This is a genomic window from Rhodococcus sp. P4_F5, assembly GCF_056401315.1.
The window spans coordinates 40837-59699 of sequence record NZ_JBFUJP010000026.1; the positions used below are offsets into that span (position 1 = coordinate 40837).

General features: G+C 70.6%; 17 protein-coding genes and 2 pseudogenes. 8 read left to right on the forward strand and 11 right to left on the reverse strand.

From position 1 onward, the window contains the following. Positions 1-74 precede the first annotated feature (74 nt). The 3 genes from AC1DU4_RS12855 to AC1DU4_RS12865 all read left to right on the forward strand — a co-directional run bounded on the left by AC1DU4_RS12855 (position 75) and on the right by AC1DU4_RS12865 (position 1751). Positions 75-749 carry a GyrI-like domain-containing protein gene (locus AC1DU4_RS12855; protein ID WP_477840386.1) on the forward strand — a complete coding sequence of 225 codons (675 nt, stop codon included), beginning with the start codon at positions 75-77 and terminating at the stop codon, positions 747-749. Continuing rightward, positions 742-1389, forward strand: coding sequence for a DMP19 family protein (locus tag AC1DU4_RS12860; protein ID WP_477840361.1), 648 nt, complete (start codon positions 742-744; stop codon positions 1387-1389). Before AC1DU4_RS12855 ends, AC1DU4_RS12860 begins: the two co-directional genes overlap by 8 nt. A gap of 89 nt (positions 1390-1478) precedes the next feature. Then, positions 1479-1751: a putative quinol monooxygenase gene (locus tag AC1DU4_RS12865; protein ID WP_477840363.1), complete on the forward strand. Its 273-nt coding sequence runs from the start codon at positions 1479-1481 to the stop codon at positions 1749-1751. Between the two features lie 32 nt (positions 1752-1783). On the opposite strand, the gene AC1DU4_RS12870 is transcribed toward AC1DU4_RS12865, so the two are convergent. Further along, on the reverse strand, positions 1784-3283 hold the full coding sequence (locus AC1DU4_RS12870) for a flavin-containing monooxygenase (RefSeq protein WP_477840367.1): 1500 nt from the start codon (positions 3281-3283) through the stop codon (positions 1784-1786). Positions 3284-3500: 217 nt separating this feature from the next. Between AC1DU4_RS12870 and AC1DU4_RS12875 the strand changes: the two genes are divergently transcribed. Continuing rightward, positions 3501-4358 carry an SMP-30/gluconolactonase/LRE family protein gene (locus AC1DU4_RS12875; RefSeq protein ID WP_477840369.1) on the forward strand — a complete coding sequence of 286 codons (858 nt, stop codon included), beginning with the start codon at positions 3501-3503 and terminating at the stop codon, positions 4356-4358. A gap of 23 nt (positions 4359-4381) precedes the next feature. Here AC1DU4_RS12875 and AC1DU4_RS12880 read toward each other — a convergent pair whose 3' ends face one another. From AC1DU4_RS12880 to hrcA, 4 genes are all read right to left on the reverse strand, one after another. Further along, entirely contained in the window at positions 4382-5155 is a 774-nt protein-coding gene (locus AC1DU4_RS12880) for an alpha/beta hydrolase family protein (RefSeq protein ID WP_477840371.1), read from the reverse strand. Between the two features lie 2 nt (positions 5156-5157). Beyond that, positions 5158-5922 carry a 16S rRNA (uracil(1498)-N(3))-methyltransferase gene (locus tag AC1DU4_RS12885; protein ID WP_072845872.1) on the reverse strand — a complete coding sequence of 255 codons (765 nt, stop codon included), beginning with the start codon at positions 5920-5922 and terminating at the stop codon, positions 5158-5160. Between the two features lie 37 nt (positions 5923-5959). Then, a complete protein-coding gene (dnaJ, locus tag AC1DU4_RS12890) occupies positions 5960-7114 on the reverse strand; it encodes a molecular chaperone DnaJ (RefSeq protein ID WP_072845899.1) in 1155 nt (384 codons plus the stop codon). 96 nt (positions 7115-7210) lie between these two features. Further along, a complete protein-coding gene (gene hrcA / locus AC1DU4_RS12895) occupies positions 7211-8245 on the reverse strand; it encodes a heat-inducible transcriptional repressor HrcA (RefSeq protein ID WP_477840372.1) in 1035 nt (344 codons plus the stop codon). Between the two features lie 202 nt (positions 8246-8447). Between hrcA and AC1DU4_RS12900 the strand changes: the two genes are divergently transcribed. After that, positions 8448-8750 carry a type II toxin-antitoxin system VapB family antitoxin gene (locus AC1DU4_RS12900; protein ID WP_477840374.1) on the forward strand — a complete coding sequence of 101 codons (303 nt, stop codon included), beginning with the start codon at positions 8448-8450 and terminating at the stop codon, positions 8748-8750. A 180-nt stretch (positions 8751-8930) separates the two neighbouring features. Next, positions 8931-9158, forward strand: coding sequence for a hypothetical protein (locus AC1DU4_RS12905; protein WP_477840376.1), 228 nt, complete (start codon positions 8931-8933; stop codon positions 9156-9158). A gap of 37 nt (positions 9159-9195) precedes the next feature. Here AC1DU4_RS12905 and AC1DU4_RS12910 read toward each other — a convergent pair whose 3' ends face one another. The 3 genes from AC1DU4_RS12910 to AC1DU4_RS12920 form a co-directional block, all read right to left on the reverse strand. Further along, positions 9196-9399, reverse strand: coding sequence for a hypothetical protein (locus AC1DU4_RS12910; protein WP_477840377.1), 204 nt, complete (start codon positions 9397-9399; stop codon positions 9196-9198). A gap of 18 nt (positions 9400-9417) precedes the next feature. Further along, positions 9418-10818 (reverse strand): WS/DGAT/MGAT family O-acyltransferase, encoded by a 1401-nt coding sequence (locus AC1DU4_RS12915; RefSeq protein WP_477840379.1) that lies wholly within the window; start codon positions 10816-10818, stop codon positions 9418-9420. Between the two features lie 194 nt (positions 10819-11012). Next, positions 11013-12017: an AraC family transcriptional regulator gene (locus AC1DU4_RS12920; RefSeq protein ID WP_477840381.1), complete on the reverse strand. Its 1005-nt coding sequence runs from the start codon at positions 12015-12017 to the stop codon at positions 11013-11015. A gap of 106 nt (positions 12018-12123) precedes the next feature. Here AC1DU4_RS12920 and AC1DU4_RS12925 point away from each other — a divergent pair. Continuing rightward, positions 12124-13161, forward strand: a pseudogene (locus tag AC1DU4_RS12925) (aldehyde dehydrogenase family protein). A 639-nt stretch (positions 13162-13800) separates the two neighbouring features. Here AC1DU4_RS12925 and AC1DU4_RS12930 read toward each other — a convergent pair. From AC1DU4_RS12930 to hemW, 3 genes and pseudogenes are all read right to left on the reverse strand, one after another. Then, positions 13801-14106, reverse strand: a pseudogene (locus tag AC1DU4_RS12930) (radical SAM family heme chaperone HemW); the annotation flags it as partial. Between the two features lie 51 nt (positions 14107-14157). Further along, entirely contained in the window at positions 14158-17049 is a 2892-nt protein-coding gene (locus AC1DU4_RS12935; protein ID WP_477840383.1) for a UPF0182 family protein, read from the reverse strand. 79 nt (positions 17050-17128) lie between these two features. Continuing rightward, complete coding sequence (hemW, locus tag AC1DU4_RS12940; RefSeq protein ID WP_477840389.1) at positions 17129-18355, reverse strand: radical SAM family heme chaperone HemW; 1227 nt, start codon at positions 18353-18355, stop codon at positions 17129-17131. Between the two features lie 256 nt (positions 18356-18611). Between hemW and AC1DU4_RS12945 the strand changes: the two genes are divergently transcribed. Beyond that, positions 18612-18695 carry an Ms4527A family Cys-rich leader peptide gene (locus tag AC1DU4_RS12945; RefSeq protein ID WP_477840391.1) on the forward strand — a complete coding sequence of 28 codons (84 nt, stop codon included), beginning with the start codon at positions 18612-18614 and terminating at the stop codon, positions 18693-18695. Positions 18696-18863 lie beyond the last annotated feature (168 nt).

Sequence of the window (18863 nt, forward strand, 5' to 3'; positions counted from 1 at the left end):
GTTACAGCGAGGCAATGATCCTGGCCGACATTCAGTGGACCGAGGATCTCGTCTCCCGACAGAAAGCCGCCGGCATGGACAAGTACGACATCAAGAAGGCGCACAAGCAGCTGTACGCACCGAACGCGAAGGCGTTCGCACTCGTCGACGTCCCGGAGCTGACCTACATCGCCGTCGACGGGCACGGCGACCCGAACACGTCGCCCGAGCACGCCGCCGCCGTCGAGGCGCTGTACGCCACCGCGTACGCGATCAAGTTCGCCAGCAAGAACGCAGGCGGCCGAGACTTCGTGGTCGGGCCGCTCGAAGGTCTGTGGCGCGCCTCCGACATGCGCAGCTTCGTCACCCGCGACAAGGACGGCTGGGACTGGACGATGATGATCGTGCAGCCCGAGTGGATCACCGCGGCCGACATCGAGCGGGCGCGCGCGGAGGCGGGCGCCAAGAAGGATCTCCCCGCCCTGGACCGGCTGCGCCCGATCACCCTGGCCGAGGGGCGCAGCGTGCAGATCCTGCACCTCGGCCCCTACGACGACGAGGCACCCACCCTGGCCCGGCTGCACGACGAGTTCATGCCCGAGCACGGACTGGCCTTCAACGGCGATCACCACGAGATCTATCTCAGTGACGCCCGCAGGACGGCTCCGGCGAAGCTCCGGACGATCCTCCGTCAACCCGTCCGGTCCGCACAGCCCGTGTCACCGTCGGGTGGGAGCGGAGACGCGCGAGAGGCGTCGCCGGATGAATGACCTCCGAATCGCCGAGGTCACCTTCACCGACACAGACGTCGTCCTGACCCTCGCGGGCGGCGACGTGGTGACGACGCCGCTCGTGCGGTACATCCGGGTCGAGAAGGCGACACCCGCCGAGCGCACCCGCTGGGTGCACGCCGACGACGGGCACGGTGTGAACTGGCCGGAGCTCTGGGAACCCGACGACGAGGGCATGGTGAGCATCTGGGACATCCTCCAAGACCGGCTCTACGAGGCCGCGCTCGGTCGCGTGCAGCAGGCCGGCTGGGACGTGGACGCCCTGTCGCAGCGTGACCACGAGCTGGTCGCGCTGTGGCGGCTCGAGGCCGACGTCAACAACGGCGGGTTCTTGCAGTTCTTCGGCAACTGGGGCGTGCGCAACCATCTCACCGCCGTCGCCGCACTCGACCTGATCGGTGCATGCAGGGCCGCAGAGCTCGTCCGCAGGATGCATGCGGTGATCGAGCCGTGCGTCGACGAGGTCGTCTCACCCGCCGACCTTCCAGGTCTGCTCACCGAGTCCGACCATGACCGGCTGCAGGAGCTGGACGAGGCCTTCTGGGAGTACCCCGACCGGCTCGCGCGGCTCGTCGTGCAGCACTACGGCGCCGGCACGCACGACGAGAGCACACGATGATCACACGAGGCGCGCAATGACCGAGTTTTTCAAACCCGCGCGGTAGCCGTGGGTGCAGAGCAGATGGAGCACAGGCGTTGATCAGAGTGATGGTAGGAAGCACCGTGCCGGCCGAACACCTCGACCGGGTTCTCGCGCTGTACGACCGGCTGGTGACGGAGACGCGGAAGGAACCTGGTTGCACGAACTATGAACTCCTGCAACGGGAGGACGATCCACGAGAACTGATGCTGGTCGAGGAGTGGGAATCCCAGGAGCACCTCGACGCGCACACCAGGACGTCCCACTTCGTGTCCATTGTCGGGGAACTGGACCAGCTCGAACGGGCTGCACCAGCACTCATCTACAACCAGGTCTTCTAGGCCGGCAGGTCACCAGCACCTGCCGACGACCCCTAGGGGATGCGGCCCACCGAATCCCCCGCCGGGTCTCCTGCCGACGCGAAGCTCATCGAGTCCGCAACCGAACCGTGACGCAACGTGACCAGGTCGCGGAAGAAGTTCATCCGCAGCCGCCACGGCGCCGCGTCGCCCTGCTTGGGGAAACTGTCGACCGTGCGCAGCACGTACCCGGCGGCGAAGTCGAGGAACGGCTCCTCTCCCACCGCGGGGTCACGGCGCGGCACGCAGGACGCGTAGCCGCCGGCGCCCATGTGGCCCAGCAGGCGAACGACGTACTCGCACACCAGGTCCGCCTTGAGGGTCCACGACGCGTTGGTGTACCCGACGACGAACGCGAAATTCGGTACCCCGCTGAGCATCATGCCCTTGTAGGCCATGGTCTCCGGGAGCGACACAGTGTCGCCGTCGACGACGATCTCGATGCCGCCGAACGCGATCAGGTTCAGGCCCGTCGCGGTCACGACGATGTCCGCCGGTAGCCGCTTACCCGACCGCAACGTCAGGCCGAATTCGGTGAAGGTGACGATGTGGTCGGTCTCGATCTCGACGTCGCCGCGCCGTAGGGCGCGGAACAGGTCACCGTCGGGGACCAGGCACAGACGCTGGTCCCACGGGTCGTACCGCGGCGCGAGATGGGTGTCGATGTCGAAACCCTCACCCACCCGGCCGACCTGGGCCCGCCGGATCAGCGCCCGCGCGGCCTGCGGGAACCGTTGGCACAGCTCGTAGACCGCCACCGAGCGGGTGATGTTCTTGGCCCGGGCCACCGCGTAGGCGGCGCGGGTGGGCAGCACCCGGCGCAGCGCCGAGGCCATGGCGTCCTTCGCCGGCATGGCCACGATGTAGGTGGGTGAACGCTGCAGGATCGTCACCCGCGCACCCAGTTCCGCCAGGGCGGGCCCCAGCGTGACGGCGGTCGCGCCGCTGCCGATGACGACCACCCGCTTGCCGGCGCAGTCGAGGTCCTCGGGCCAGTGCTGGGGGTGGACGACCCGGCCCGCGAACTGATCGACACCCGCGAAGTACGGCGTGTACCCCTCGTCGTAGCGGTAGTAGCCGCTGCAGGTCATGACGAAACCGGCGGTGAGCGTGACCCGTTCCCCGGTGTCGCTGCGCCGGGCGTCGACGGTCCACCGACTGTCCGCGCTCGACCACGCGATCCGAGTCACCTGGTGCCGGAAGCGGATGTTGCGGTCGATCCCCGCGTCCGCGGCGGTGTCTCGGATGTACTGCAGGATCGACGGGCCGTCGGCGATCGCCTTGCCCCCGGTCCACGGCCGGAACCGGTAACCGAGGGTGTACATGTCGGAGTCGGACCGGATCCCCGGGTAGCGGAACAGGTCCCAGGTGCCGCCGATGCTCTCGCGCGATTCCAGGATCGTGTAGGTCTTGTCCGGGAAGCTCTCCTGCAGGTGGTGCGCGGCGCCGATTCCGGAGAGCCCGGCCCCGATGATCAAGACGTCGACGTGGTCGGCGGTCGGTTCTGTTCGCATCGCGTGGCGTCCTCCGCTCTTGCTCGTCGAGCCGTGTCAATACTAGTCAACACGTAAACCCCCCGGCCGGGTGCAGAGCTCAGGCCCGCAGCTCGTCCAGTCCCGCAGCCCATCGGGGCGAGTCACCTCTGGTCCCCAGGCGGCCTCGCACCGATGAGTTTCGCCCGCTCGAGACGTCTACCCCCTGAACGACAGCTGGAGGCGGATCATGCGAGTGATGCAGACACTGGCGAACGGTTTCGGCCAGCTGGAATCCCCACGCTGGCACGACGGCCGACTGTGGTTCGCGGACTGGACGGCCGGGGTGATCCACGCGATCGACCCGGCGGGCCGGATCGAGGCCGTGGTCGAGCATCGGTCGTTGCCGCTGTGCTTCGACTTCCTGCCCGACGGGGCACCGGTGCTCGCCTCGGGCCCCGAGCGGGCGCTGCTCCGCCTGTCCCCGGACCGGACCCTCACGCGCTACGCGGACCTGTCGGCGCTGTCGCCGTACGGCAGCAACGACATCGTCGTCGACGGCCGGGGCAACACCTACGTCAACAACGTCAACTTCGACTTCGCCGCCGGGCCTCCCGCGGGTGAGTCCGCGCCGGGATTCGTGGCGCTGGTCTCGACGGACGGGCGCGCCCGCGTGGCCGCCGACGACCTGGCCTTCCCGAACGGCATGGCGGTCACCGCCGACAACGCCACGCTCGTCGTCGCCGAGTCCTACCGTCACCGTCTGACCGCCTTCGACATCGCGGCCGACGGTTCGCTGACGAACCGCCGCGGGTGGGCCGACGTCGGCAACCACTCACCGGACGGCATCTGCCTCGACGGCGAGGGCGCCGCCTGGTACGCGGACGTCGGCGACCGGTGCTGCGTGCGGGTCGCGGAGGGCGGACGGGTGCTCGATCGGGTGCAACTCGACCGGGGCGCGTTCGCCTGCGCGCTCGGCGGGGCGGACGGCGCCACCCTCTTCGTCGTCGCGGCGCGGTGGCCCGGGGCCGAGCACTTCACGGACCACACGGCGTGGGACGGCATCGTGGTCAGCACCCCCGCGCCGGCGCCGGGGGCCGGGTGGCCGGGGGCCTGACTCACGTCGGCGCCCGGCCTGTGTCACTGCGGCGGTGCCGACCAGGGATCGTCGTCGAGCAGTGCCCGCAGGGTGAGGTCCCAGCTGCGGGAACCGCGGGAGAGGAAGTCGTTGTGCCCCTCGCCCGGCACCTCCCAGAACGCCACCGTGTCCCCGGCCGCCGCCGCGGCGTCCCGGTACACGCGGCTGGCGGCGGCGGGCACCTGGACATCCTCCGCGCCGTGAATGCAGACCGCCGGAACGCCGATCGGGACCCGGGACACGGGCGAGGCGTCGCGATAGAGCTCCGGCGCGTCCTCGTACCGGGCGCCGAAGAACGCCGCCAGGGCGGCACCGGCGGTGCGACCGGCCGCCCGCGCGGCCAGGTCCATCGCACCCGCCTGCGCGACGACCCGCTCGGGGCGGATCGGGGAATCCCGTTGCCCGGCAACCCACAACGCCAGCTGCGCGCCCGCGGAGTGCCCGACGACCCGGACGTTGCCGAGGTCGAGCGGGATCGGCGACAGGCCGGGCAGCACGCCGCCGACCGCGGCCAGCGCGGCCTCGATGTCGGCACTGGTCTGCTCCCAGCCGCCACCAGCGCCGACCCGGCGGTACTCGACGTTCCACGACGCCACCCCGAGCCGGGACAGTTCGATCGCGAGGGCGGTCGCCAGGTTCAGGTGGAAGTCGGCGCTCCAGTAGCCGCCGTGGACGAGCATCACCACCGGCACGGGCTCGGTGACCGGGACGGAGGGCAGGTACAGGTGCCCGAACTGCTGCGGCTCGGGTCCGTAGTCGACGCGCTGGCGGGGCACCGCTAGTCCTGCAGGGGCCGCGCGGACCAGCGGTCGGTCAGCACGCCGAGCGCACCGAGCGCCACCGCGGCCGCCGTCGAGGTCCGCAGCACCGTCGGGCCCAGCCGCACCGCGACCGCGCCGGCCGCCGTCAGCGCCTCGACCTCCGAGCCGTCCAGGCCGCCCTCCGGGCCGACCACCAGCACCACTTCCGCCACGTCCGCCAGCTCCAGCCCGGCGAGCGCGGTGGTGGCCGACTCGTGCAGCACCCCGACCACCCCGCCGGACGCCGTCACGCGGCGCACCAACTCGACCACCGCGGCGGTGCGGTGCAGTTCGGTGACCTCCGGAATGTGTGCGCGCCGTGACTGTTTCGCCGCGGCAACCGCCACCGCGCGCCAGCGGGCGACGCCCTTGTCCGCCTTCGGCCCCTCCCAGCGGGCGACGCAGCGCGCGGACTGCCACGGCACGATGGCGTCGACGCCGGCCTCGGTGGCCAGTTCGACGGCCAGCTCGGAGCGCTCGGCCTTCGGCAGCGCCTGCACCAGCGTCACCGTCGGCGTCGCGGGCGGCAGGCTGTCGCGTTCGCCGACCTCGAGGTCGAGCCGGTCCTTGCCGACAGCGACCACCACCGCCCGTGCGATGCCGCCGTGGCCGTCGGAGAGCACCAGGTGCTCACCGACCCGGATGCGGCGCACCGTGGCGGCGTGCCTGCCCTCCTTGCCGTCGAGCACCGCCGGCTGACCGGCGGCGGGCAGCGGGTCCAGGTAGAAGACGGTCGCGGCCATCGGTCAGACCCCGCCCTGCGCGGCCGGCATCCGTCGGTCAGCGGCCACTGAACGCGTCCCGCAGCCGGGAGAAGAGACCGCCGTTGTGCTGCGAACCTGTGGTCACGACCTCGGCGTGGTCCTTGTCGCGCAGGTCCTTGAACTCGCGCAACGCCGCGGCCTGCTTGCCGTCCAGGCGCGAGGGCACCACGACCTCGAGGTGGGCGTGCAGGTCGCCGCGCACGCCGGAGCGCAGCTTCGGCATGCCGTGCCCGCGCACCGACTCGACCGTGCCGGGCTGGGTGCCCGCCGGGATGTCGATCTCCGTCGGCCCGTCGAGGATGGTGTCGACGACGACCTTGGTGCCCAGCGCGGCGTCGGCCATCGGCACCCGGATGGTGCAGTGCAGGTCCTCGCCGTCACGCACGAAGGTCTCGTGCGGCTGCTCGCTGATCTCGACGTACAGGTCGCCGGACGGTCCGCCGCCGGGACCGACCTCGCCCTGCGACGCCAGCCGGATCCGCATGCCGCTGCTCACGCCGACCGGGACCTTCACCGCGATGTCGCGGCGGGCCCGGACCCGGCCGTCGCCGCCGCACTTGTGGCAGGGGTCGGGGATGGTCTCGCCCGCGCCGCGGCAGGTGGGGCACGGCCGCGACGTCATCACCTGGCCGAGGAACGAGCGCTGCACCGACTGGACCTCGCCGGCGCCGGCGCAGGTCTCGCAGGTGACCGGCTTGGAGTCGCCGTTGGTGCCGGAGCCGGTGCAGCTGTCGCACAGGATCGCGGTGTCGACGGTGATGTGCTTGGTCACGCCCGTCGCGCACTCGTCGAGCGTCAGCTTGGTGCGCAGCAGCGAGTCCGCGCCGGGCTGGACGCGGCCGCGCGGGCCACGGGCGGCGCCGCCGCCGCCGCCGAAGAACGCCTCGAACACGTCGCCGAGACCGCCGCCGAAGCCGGCCCCACCGAAGCCGCCGGCGCCCCCGCCGCCGCCCTGCGCGAGCGGGTCGCCGCCGAGGTCGACGATGCGCCGCTTCTCCGGGTCGGAGAGCACCTCGTAGGCGGTGGAGATGTCCTTGAACCGGGCCTGCGCGGACTCGTCGGGGTTGACGTCGGGATGCAGCTCCCGGGCCAGCTTGCGGTACGCCCGCTTGATCTCCTGGTCGGTCGCCTTGGATCCGACTCCCAGCAATCCGTAGTAGTCCCGTGCCACGTTCTCGTCTCTCACCCTCGTTGGTTGATCAGCATGAAGAAAAATCGGTCAGTAAGCGGGCCCGACCGGGCCCGGGACGCGAAGTCCGCGCGTGGTTCAACGCTCGGCGAGCACCTCGCCGATGTACCTGGCAACCGCGGCCACCGAGGCGATTGTTCCCGGGTAGTCCATCCGGGTGGGGCCCAGCACACCCACGCCGCCGAAGCGGGTGCTCGCGGTGCCGTAGCCGGTGGTGATGACGGAGGTGCCGCGGATCTCCTCGACCTGCGTCTCCTCGCCGATCCGGACGGTCACGGTGCCGGCGTCGCCGGTCGCGGCCAGCAGCTTGAGCACGATCACCTGCTCCTCGAGCGCCTCGAGGACGGAGCGCATCGAGCCGGGGAAGCCGGTGAAGTCGGCGGCGTTGCGCGTCAGGTTCGCGGTGCCGCCGAGCACCAGCCGCTCCTCCGGGTGCTCGACGAGGGTCTCGATCAGCACGGTCGCCGACCGCACCACCGCGTTGCGCAAGTGGTCGGGGGCGTCGGCCGCCAGCTCCGAGACGGCGATGGACGCCGCCGCGAGCTTCTTGCCCTCCAGGGCGCCGCCGAGCAGGTCCCGCAGCCGGGCCAGGTTCTCGTCGTCGATGCTGTCGCCCAGTTCGACGATCCGCTGGTCCACCCGGCCGGAGTCGGTGATCAGCACCAGCAGCAGCCGGGCCGGGGTCAGCGCGACCACCTCGAGGTGCCGCACCGACGACGCCGACAGCGTCGGGTACTGCACGACGGCGACCTGGCGGGTCAGCTGCGCCAGCAGCCGGACGCCGCGCCGGAGCACGTCGTCCAGGTCGACGCCGGACTCGAGGAACTCGAGGATGGCCCGGCGCTCGGCCGGYGAGAGCGGCTTGACGTCGGCGATCCGGTCGACGAACTGCCGGTAGCCCTTGTCGGTGGGCACGCGGCCGGAGCTGGTGTGCGGCTGGGCGATGTAGCCCTCGGCCTCGAGCACCGCCATGTCGTTGCGGATGGTCGCGCTGGAGACCCCGAGGTTGTGCCGCTCCACGAGTGCCTTCGAGCCGATCGGCTCCTGGGTGGCGACGTAGTCGGCGACGATCGCCCGCAGCACCTCGAATCGTCGGTCCTCGGTACTCGACACGCCGGCTCACCTCCGTTTCCCGATCACACCGCCGGATTCCCGGCGACAGTCGTCCCTGTGTAGCAGGGGTGCGCACACCCCGCTGTCAGTAACCACTCTAGTAGCCGGTCACGACCGCCCCGTGGAGGCCTTACTGTGGGTGGCTGCGCGACACAGACAAGTGCCCGACGGCACACCACCGACTACCGCTACGGATGCATCGATGATTTTCAAGGGCGTGAGGGACGGCAAGCCATACCCCGAGCACGGGTTGTCGGTCCGTGACTGGTCGAAGATCCCACCGCGCCAGGTGCGCCTGGACGAGATCGTCACCACCACCAAGGTGCTCGAGCTGGACCGGCTGCTGTCCGAGGACTCCACCTTCTACGGCGACCTGTTCCCGCACGCGGTCCAGTGGGACGGCGTGATCTACCTCGAGGACGGCCTGCACCGGGCGGTCCGCTCGGCGCTGCGMAACCGCGTCGTGCTGCACGCCCGGGTCTTCGACTACGACGCGATCCGCTGACGCGACCGCAGGCCTTGTCCGCCTCCTCTCGACGCGAGGAGCCACCATCAGCATCGCCAGCGCAATCATGCTGCCGGAACGTGTGCTCACGCGCGGGTTCGGCGAACTCCGCGGCCTGGGGCGTCAGTTCATGACGACCCTCGCCATGGCCCGCGGCGTCTTCGACGCGTTCGCCCGATCGTGGCCCGGGCGCAGCAACTCGGTGGGTTCATCGATCGGCTCGGCCCCGCCCTCGACGACCTCTCCGAGTTGCTGGTGGCCGCCCGGCAGATCGCCGAGAGCGCCGAACGGATCGCGGTGAGCGCGCAGGGCATCGACGGCAGCGCCGCGATCGTCGCCCTCGACGCCGAGGTGCTGGCTCGCGACGCCGGGCGACTGGCCCGGTTCACCGACCGGATTCCCGGTTGAGGCAAGTGCCAGGCGTGACGCCCGGGCGTTGGTCGCGTCAGATCATCAGGGCGGCGAAACCGACACAGGCGACGGTGAACAAAGCCACGAGCGCGCACAGGACAACGGACCCGGTCACGATCAATGCGGGCGCGCAGGCCGAGATCCCCGAGCCGAGCGCGATGACCGGCGACGATCGGAGTCGGGAGGTCGACGGTTCCGCGGGGACGGGGGCCCGGTCGGTTTTTGCTGGGCGGTTCATGTGATCTCCTGTCCCGGCCTACAGGCCGACGGTCTTTTCGAGGGCGCAGAGTTCGTCGTCGAGGTGACCGAGCAGCGGCTGAAGTAGCGGCACCGTTCGCCGGCAGCCGGTCAGCCCGAACGCGATCTCGTCATCGGTACTGGTGCAGGTGATGTTGAGGGCCTGTCCGTCGACCGGGATCGACAGCGGATACAGCGCGGTCAGACGGGCGCCGTTCCAGTACAGAGGCTTGGCCGGCCCGGGAACGTTGGAGATCATCACGTTCGGCGGGCGGATCGGCCCGCCCATTCCGAACATGCCCAGTGCGAGCGGCGCGGCCCCGAGCGCACTCATCGCCAGGGCCTGCGCCGAGCTCATCGCCCGCAGTGCCTGTTTGCCCTCGCGCATGGAGGCCGTCACGGTCGCGAGGCGGTTCGCCGGGTCGGCGAGGTCGGTGGCGAGATTGCACATCAGCACCCCGATCTCGTTGCCTGCCTTGCTCTCCCGCTGCTCGCCACGCAGCGAGACCGGCACCATCGCGATCATCGGGTCGGCGGGCAGCGCCTCGAGGTCGCCCAGGYAGCCGCGCAGCGCCCCTGAGCACATCGCGAGCACCACGTCGTTGATGGTCGCCTCGGCATGCTTAGCGACCAGCCGTAGCCGTTCGATCGGCCAGGAGCGCACCGCAAACCGTCGGGCCCCACCGATCGGCACGTTGAGCATCGACCCGGGCGCAGAGAGCGAGAGCGATCCGCCACGCCCGTGCAAGGCCCGGTCGACGGTGCCTACGAGCGCGGGCACGAGGCCTCCCAGCTCACCGAGCGCGCCGCGAGCGACACGCAGCGCGGTGGCAGGCACGCCGAGCGGTCCGGGACCGCCCGCCGGCTGGTCCGCGACGAGTCGCAGCGCGCTGCGCTCGCGCACCAGCGGCTCCCAGGGCGCGGGCATCTCCCGCCGTGCCGGGTCCGCGCTGAGCCCACGGCGCAGCAGCTTCATCGCCGACACGCCGTCCGCGAGGGCGTGGTGGATCTTCGTGTAGACCGCGAAGCGGCCGTCAGCGAGGCCCTCGATGAGGTGCATCTCCCACAGCGGCCTGCTTCGGTCCAGCAACACGGCGTGCAGGCGGGAGACCAGCTCCAGCAGTTCGGTGATCCCGCCGGGGCGCGGCAGGGCATCGTGACGCACGTGGTACCCGAGGTCGACGTCGACATCCGTCTCCCAGCCCCACTGCCCCAGCGAGGTCACCGACCGACGGGCGCGTTTACGCAACAGCGGCGCGACATCGCCCCGCCCCAAGGACGAATCGAGCAGTGCCCGCACATCGCACGCATCGGCGCGATCCGGCGGAGCGAACAGCGCGAGCCCCCCGACATGCATCGGATGGTCACGAGACTCGCCGAGTAGGAACATCGAATCGGTCGGTGCCATCGGCAGCAGCAAGGTTCGGCCTTTCCATGTACCCGCACCCGGGCGATCACGCGGTTCGTGGAGCCGAGGGGGGCGTGTTCTGGATTTTGTCCAGCGGCAACGATGGGGCCAACGCTAGGTGCAGCAGCGGCTGAAGACTGTCCCCGAAGCGCGGGGGATGTCCCGATTGCGCAGGTACTTCGAGCGCGCAGGGTTTTCGGGCCGGGCTACGTCGTGGTGAGGGTCTTCGACGGCGGTTGCCCGTACCGCTTTCGGTAGTCGATAGCGAAACGGCCGAGGTGCTGGAATCCCCAGCGATAGGCCACATCGGTGACCGCGACGTCGGACGGGTCTGCCTGGATCAGGTCATCATGGGCCCGCTCGAGCCGCACATCGCGAAGATAGGCCAGTGGCGAGACCCCGACGTACCGCTGGAATCCGTCCTGCAGGGTGCGCACGCTGACGCCCACCAGCCGCGCCAGCCCGCTGACGGTCCACGGCTCCTCGGGATGCGCGTGGATCGCATCGATGGCCCGGCTGATTGTGCGCGGGCGGGCAGCGTGTGCGGGCGAGTCGAGGAGCTCACGGCTGTCGTGAGTCGCCGTGAGCAGCAAACCGGTGGTCACGGCATCCACCAGCCGGCTCGAAACCAGCTCGTTGTAGAGCAGGCTGCTGTCGTCGTCGAGTTCCGCGGCGAGGGTTCGAACCAGCGCCAACCAGCTTGCGCCCGACTTGCGGGACAGATCGAGCACGGGGTCGAAGGTCACCGGTTTACCGACCGGCCGGCCGAGTAGCGCGCGAAGCTCGGACTCGAGGTAGGCACGATCGAACTTGATGCCGTACACGACGCAGTCCGCGCTCCATCGCGTGATCCTGGTGGAGCGATGCGGGAGGTAGATGGACGCACGCCCGTGGGTGACCACATCGGACTCTCCGCCAGCTTCCGACTGGATGCCGCCCGATATCGGAATGCTCACGTGGTAGGCACTTTCCAACTCGCCGAGGTCGATGCTCACGTCCGCTCCGTACGACAACCGCCCCACGGACACAGGACCGAGCTGCACAGTGCGTAGCGACATGTCGAGGTCGGAATCCGTGGTGAGCTGGGACAGCCGGTGGGGGTAATACCTCCGACCGACGGCCGCGCGCGCTTCGTCGAGGGTTCGGGCGTGAAATGCCAACACCCGGCGCGTCGGTTCGGGCGCACCCGCTGCAGGCGATTTATCGTGCATCTTTCGCCTCCACACCCAGGCTACGCGCGGCCCGGCCGAAGCAGATCCCACAGGATCACCTGCCCACTTGTGCCGCTGACCCAAACCGCCCGTGGTTGTTGGCCGAATCGGCCAAGCGCGGCGGCTCCCGACGATCGGCCGACCGCCCGTGACCGTTCACTGCCCGGCGACCGGCGAGGTGGTCGGCTCGGTCCCCGACACCGAGCCCGACTCGGTCGCCGACGTGGTCGACGAACTCCGCGCCCAGCAGCCCGCCTGGGAGGCCCTCGGACCCAAGGGCCGGGCGATGTGGCTCTTCGCCCTACGGGACTGGTTGCTGGACAACGAGATCCACCTGGCGGATGTGCTCCAGTCGGAGACCGGCAAGCCGCGGACCGAGGCCGGGCTCGAGGTGCCGGTGATCGCCGAGATCATCAACTTCTACGCCGCCCGCGCGCCGCGCGACCTGGCTGACGTGAAGCTCCCGAGCTCCGGTGCGTTCAGCGTCACCAAGTCGCAGCGCAAGACAACCGCCCGCATCCGGTGGTCGGGGTGATCACGCCGTGGAACTTCCCGCTGCTGATGCCCGCCATGGACGTGATCCCCGCGCTGCTCACCGGCGCCGCCGTCATCCTCAAGCCGTCCGAGGTGACCCCGCTGTCCGCGCTCGAACTGGCGCGCGGATGGCGCGAGATCGGCGCGCCGCCGGTGCTGGCCTGCGTCACCGGCCGCGGGGACACCGGCGCGGCCGTCGTCGACGTCGTCGACGTCGTCGACATGGTGCAGTTCACCGGCTCCACCGTTCGGGTCGCCAACGACTTGGTCTACGGCCTGTCCGCGACCGTCTGGACCGGCAGCCGCTCCCGCGGGGACGCCATCGCTCGCCGCCTCGAGGCCGGGGCGGTGAACGTCAACGACATGTTCAGCAACCTCTTCTGCTTCGGCCTGCCGCACGGCGGATGGAAGAGCTCCGGGATCGGCGCGCGCCTCGGGCCTGCACAAATACTGCCGGGTGCAGGCCGTCACCGCACCCCGGTTCCCCACACTGACGAACGAACCGCTTTGGTACCCGTACACGCCCTCGCGGGGGCGGGTCGCGGCCCGCCTGCTGCGGGCGATCGTCGCCCGCGACGTTCGTCGCCGATTCTTCGGAAACCGTCCGTGACACTCGGAGGCCAGACCCGATCCCGTCTCCGGCGCGAGCCGATCGAGGCCAAGTACGCGGCGGAGATCGAGCGGCTGTACGGGTAGCGGCTCCGCCACCCGCAGTCCGTGCCGGTTGTGTTTAGCGGGCTGACCTGTGACGACGCCGATTTCCGAATTCGACTGCCGGCCGGGCTGACTCGCCCTGATCTGACCGATCGGGGGTCGTCCGATGTGGGACACCCAGCCAGCACACTTCGAACGAAGGAACCTCATGTCTCGATCTCTGGCGCGCCGTGGCGCGTCCGTCCTCGTCACCGCGGCTCTGCTCGGCGGCGGCCTGGCCCTCGGTGGGGGCACCGCGTCGGCCGCGGAAGCCACCGGCAGCGCGAGCGGCATCCAGCGCTCGAGTCTCATCGATCTGCCGGCAGCCCTAGCGATAACGCTCGGGCAGGCGACAGGCTCCGTCGACATCGGTCCCAGCCCCTGCCCTGCGGTTGGCGGCTCCGGCATTCACCGTCCCAGCAACACGGAGCTTTTGCTCGACTTCTTGCTGGGAAGCGAGTCTTCCTAAGCTCGCAGTCAGTTCGTGGCCGCAGCCAGTCGGCCGCAACCCCCGCCCGCCCAGGATTCCCGGGCGGGCGGAGTTGCGTACTGAGGTTCAGCTCAGGATGTCGCGGATGACGCCGTCGGCGAGTTCGCCGGCGTCCAGGTCCGTCACCGGCAGTCCCGACCGCAGCCGCAGCGCCAGCATCACCCGCTCGGCGTGCCGGTCCTCGGCGGTGAGCTGCTCGCTGTCCGCGACGGGCAGCCGGCCCGTGGCCAGCCGGTCGACATAGCGGGCCGGGTGCTTGACGTTCCACCAGCGCACCCCGCCGACGTGGCCGTGCGCGCCCGGACCCGCACCCCACCAGTCGCCGCCATCCCAGTACCCGAGGTTGTGCCGGCAGGCCGCGGCGTCACCGTCGACCGCGACGCCGCCGTCCGCCGCCCAGTCGTTCCGCAACCTGCGCAACCGTTACCGCCCACCGGTCGGGTAGTTGTCGATGGCCCGCTGCAGCCGGTCCACCGCCTCGCGCAGCTGGGTGAGCGCCGCATCGAGCTCGGCCCGGTCCGGAGCCGGCGGTGCGACCGGGCCGACCGCGGTCGGCGGCAGGGGCGGGGGCGGACCCGGGCCCCCACCCGGCGCGGTGGCGACGTGCCCGGTACCCGGCCCGAACACCTGGTCCAGGGCCTCCGCGAGGGTCGGCGCGTACCCTACCCGGACGCCGCCGGTGGCTCCGGGCTCGCGGTAGCCGACGAGCAGCCGGGCCAACTGCGGGAACGTCGAGGTGTTCCCCCCCGTCGAAATCCGTTCCGTGAACAGAGGTTCCACGTACAGCACCCCACCCTCCGCGATCGGCAGCGTCAGCAGGTTGCCGTACTGGATCCGGTTGGACCGCTCGAGCAGCGTCCGCTCCGACGCCACCCGAGTGTCGGAGATCATCGAGTTCTGGATCTGCTGCGGTCCCTGGGTCAGAGTGTCCGTCGGCAGCCGCAGCACGGTGATCTCCCCGTAGTCCTCCGGGTCCGCGTGCGCGGAGATGTACGCGGACAGGAACTCCCGGTTGAACCCGACCATCGCGCTCGCCAGCCGGAACGACGGCTGCGCGGTCTCCTCGTCCCCGACGAGCACGTAGAACGGCATCTGGTAGGGGTTCGTCTCGACGGTCGGGTCACTCGGCACCGACCAGAAGGCATTGGTGGTGAAGAAGTCCCGCGGATCGTCGACGTGGTACTTGGCCAGCATCTCGCGCTGGATCTTGAACAGGTCCTCGGGGTACCGGAAGTGCTCCCGCACGCCGGCCGGGATCGCCTCCTCCGGTTGGACGGTACCCGGGAATGCCCGCATCCACGTGGCCAGCACCGGATCCTGCCGGTCCACCTGATACAGCGTGACGGTGCCGTCGTAGGCGTCGACGGTGGCCTTCACCGAGTTCCGGACATAGGAGACCTCGCGGCCCCGCTGCCCCGGCAGGTCCCCGGCCACCAGCGCATCGAGCGAACTGCGCTGGGCGTACGGATAGCCGTCGACGGTCGTGTACGCGTCCACAATCCACACGATCCGCCCGGCCACCACGGCCGGGTACGGGTCGTGGTCGGTGGTCAGCCACGGCGCCACCCGGTGCACCCGGTCGGCCGGGCCCCGGTTGTAGAGGATCTTCGACTCCGGCCCGATCGACTTCGAGAACAGAATGTTGCGTTCGGCATACTTCACCGCGAACGCCACGCGGTTGAACCAGTTTCCGATGTTCACCCCGCCCGACCCCGCGTAGGTGTACGTGGAGCTGTCGGTGTCGTACTCGCGCGGCCCCGAGTCCGTGGGCCCGCCGACGACGGCATAATCGGGGGCGTCCTGCGCGATCACCTCGCCGAAGTAGATTCGCGGCTGCTCCACCGGGATCACCTGATGCCCGGCGGCCTGGGTGGCGAGGTCACTGACCGCGTACACCGGGTACCCGCTGTTGCTGCTCGACGAGTCCCCCGCGGCGTCAAGCACGGCGGCGTTGACCTGGTTCGCTGGCGCGGCGACGAAGCCGTTGCCATGGGTGTAGACGGTGTGCCGGTTCACCCACTGAGTCTGGTTTCCGGTGAGGTGACGCGGGGTCAGCTCCCGCGCGGCGACGACGTAGTCGCGCAGCCGGCCGTCGACGACGTACCGGTCCAGGTCCAGCGTCGGCGGGAAGCTGTAGAAGTTCTTGAGCTGCTGTTGCTGAACGAAGGTGCGCGAGAGCACGTTCGGGTCCAGCAGTCGGGCGTTCGCAATGGTCGTCACGTCCGCGGGCACGTCGCGCGGAGCGGCGGAACCGATGCCCGGGTAGTCCCGGTACTCGACCTTGTCGAGACCGATCCCGTACGCCTGCCGGGTGGCGGCGATATTGCGCTCGATGTAGACCCGCTCCAGGTCGGCGGCGTTCGGCCGGACCACGAACTGCTCGACGCCCAACGGCAGCAGTGCCCCGACCAGGACCGAGCTGACCACCAGAAGAATCGCGGCCATCGCCGGGATCCGGAGGTCCCGCATCACCACCGCCGCAAAGAACGCCCCCGCGCAGATCACCGCGATGGCGACGAGGATCAGCCGGGCCGGCAACACCGCGTTGATGTCGGTGTAGCCGCCGCCGGTGAACGTCGGCTCCTTGCGTCCGCTCGACAGCAGCGCGTACCGATCCAGCCAGTACGCAACGGCCTTGAGCAGTATGAAGGTTCCCACCAGCACCGCGAACTGGATGCGTGCGGGGCGGCCGACGCGGCTGCCGTTGCCGGACCACCGAATCCCGCCGAGCACGTAGTGCGCGAGCAGCGCGGCCAGCAGCGCCAGGAAGACAGCGGCGAACAACCAGTTCAGCACGAACCGGTAGAACGGCAGGTCGAAGACGTAGAACCCGACGTCCAGCCCGAACTGCGGGTCGGTGACGCCGAATGCCCCGCCGTGCAGGAAGAGCCGCACCGCCACCCAGTTCGACTGCGCGATCAGCCCGCACAGCACGCCGACCGTCACCGGGACCCACAGGGCGAACACCCGCGGCCGGCGCGCGACGACGGCCCGGAGCACCTCGATCGGGTCGTCCGGGGCGCCCCGGGGCACCATCAGCGGCCGAGTCCGGTACGCCGCCAGCACCGTCGCCACCAGCACGCCCGTGACGAGCAACGTCACCGCCACGAACAGCAGCAGTCGGGTGATCAGCACGGACGACCAGACCGAGCGGTACCCGACCTCCCCGAACCACAGCCAGTCGGTGTAGACGTCCACCAGCACCGGGACGACGAGCAGCGCCGCCACCAGCACCACCGAGGTCAAGAGCAGCCAACGGCCGCGGCGCGAGAGCACCGGCCGCGACGGCGTACGTGGATCTTCCGCGGGTGCCATACCCACTTCCTGACCGCGTCCCCGCCCCACCGTCGATTCTACGGAGGGCCGCGGGTTCCCGCGGCCGGCCGCATGCCGGTCAGCTCAGGATGTCGCGCACCACGGCGTCGGCGAGCAGCCTGCCGCGGTCGGTGAGCACCAGGCGGCCGTTGGCGCGCGAAAGCAGCCCGTCCGCGACCGCCTGCTCGGCGGCGGCGAGTTCGCCGGCGTCCAGGTCCGTCACCGGCAGCCCTGTCCGCAGCCGCAGCGCCAGCATCACCCGCTCGGTGTGCCGGTCCTCGGCGGTGAGCACCTCGCTGCCGCCCACCGGCAGCCGGCCCGACGCCAGCTGGTCGGCGTAGCGCGCCGGGTGCTTGACGTTCCACCAGCGCACCCCGCCGACGTGACTGTGCGCGCCCGGACCGGCGCCCCACCAGTCGCCGCCGTCCCAGTAGCCGAGGTTGTGCCGACAGGCCGCGGTGTCACCGTCGACCGCGACGCCGCCGTCCGCCGCCCAGTTGGACACCTCGTACCAGCTCAGGCCGGCGCCGGCGAGCGTCGCGTCGATCCGCTCGTACCGGGACGCGAGGACGTCGTCGTCGGGCGCGGGCAGCTCGCCGCGGCGTACCCGGCGGGCCAGCGCGGTGCCGTCCTCGACGATCAGCGCGTACGCCGAGACGTGGTCGACCCCCGCGGAGAGCACCGCCGCCAGTGTCGCGTCCAGGTCCTCGTCGCGTTCGCCGGGTGTGCCGTAGATCATGTCCAGGTTGACGTGCTCGAAGCCCGCGGCCCGCGCCTCGAGCGCCGCGGCGGCCGCCCGCCCGGGGGTGTGGGTGCGGTCGAGCACCGCGAGCACGTGCGCGGCGGCGGACTGCATGCCCAGCGAGACCCGGGTGTACCCCGCGTCCCGGATCCGGCCGAAGAACTCGGGCGAGGTGGACTCCGGGTTCGACTCGGTGGTCACCTCGGCGCCCGGGGCCAGGCCGAAGCTGTCGCGGACCGCGCCGAGCACGTCGGCCAGGCCGTCGCCGCCGAGCAGCGACGGCGTGCCGCCGCCGACGAACACCGTCTGCGCGGCCGGGACGGCGCCGCCCGCGGAGCCGAGCATCCTTGCCCCCGCGTCAAGTTCGCGCCGCAGGCCCTCGAGCCAGGACTGCGGCGACGCCGAGGTGCCGAGCTCACCGGCGGTGTAGGTGTTGAAGTCGCAGTACCCGCAGCGGGTCGCGCAGAACGGGACGTGCACGTAGATGCCGAAGGGCCGCGTCCCCACCCCCGCCAGCGCGTCGTCCGACAGCACGAAGTCCGGTTGCCCGTCGGCCCCGCCCACACCGGTCGCCGGTGCTGTCGTCGGTCCACTGATGTCGCTGGTCGTGCCGCGGGCTGTACTCACCCCTCCAGTGTCCCATCGCCGCGGACCCGCCCCCGCCGAACTCCCAGGTCCCGACCGCCTCCACCCCGCCAGACCGGTTCCGCGCCGATGTGTCACGGATCACACCGGCCCCTGCCTGCGCATTTCCCCCAGTTTCGGGGGAAATACCGCCAGGGGGTCGGCTTTGCGGAGCTGATCTGGCACGATAGCGACTGTGACCGGACTTGGGATTGCGCTCGTGGCTCGACGCCACGTCGATCTCAAGCGTGTCTGTAGCTGTCTGCCCTTCTCTGCGTAGACGCATTCCGCCAGCCCCCTTGTTGTCCCGGCCGGTCTCGGATGTGGCACGGGGACAGCCCTCCTTGTGACTGCATGCCCTCTTCAGGACCGGCGCCCTAGATCTTGGAGCGCCCGATGTCGCAGACAGTCGACACTTCACCTCCCGCCCGCCCAGCGCGCGCCGCCC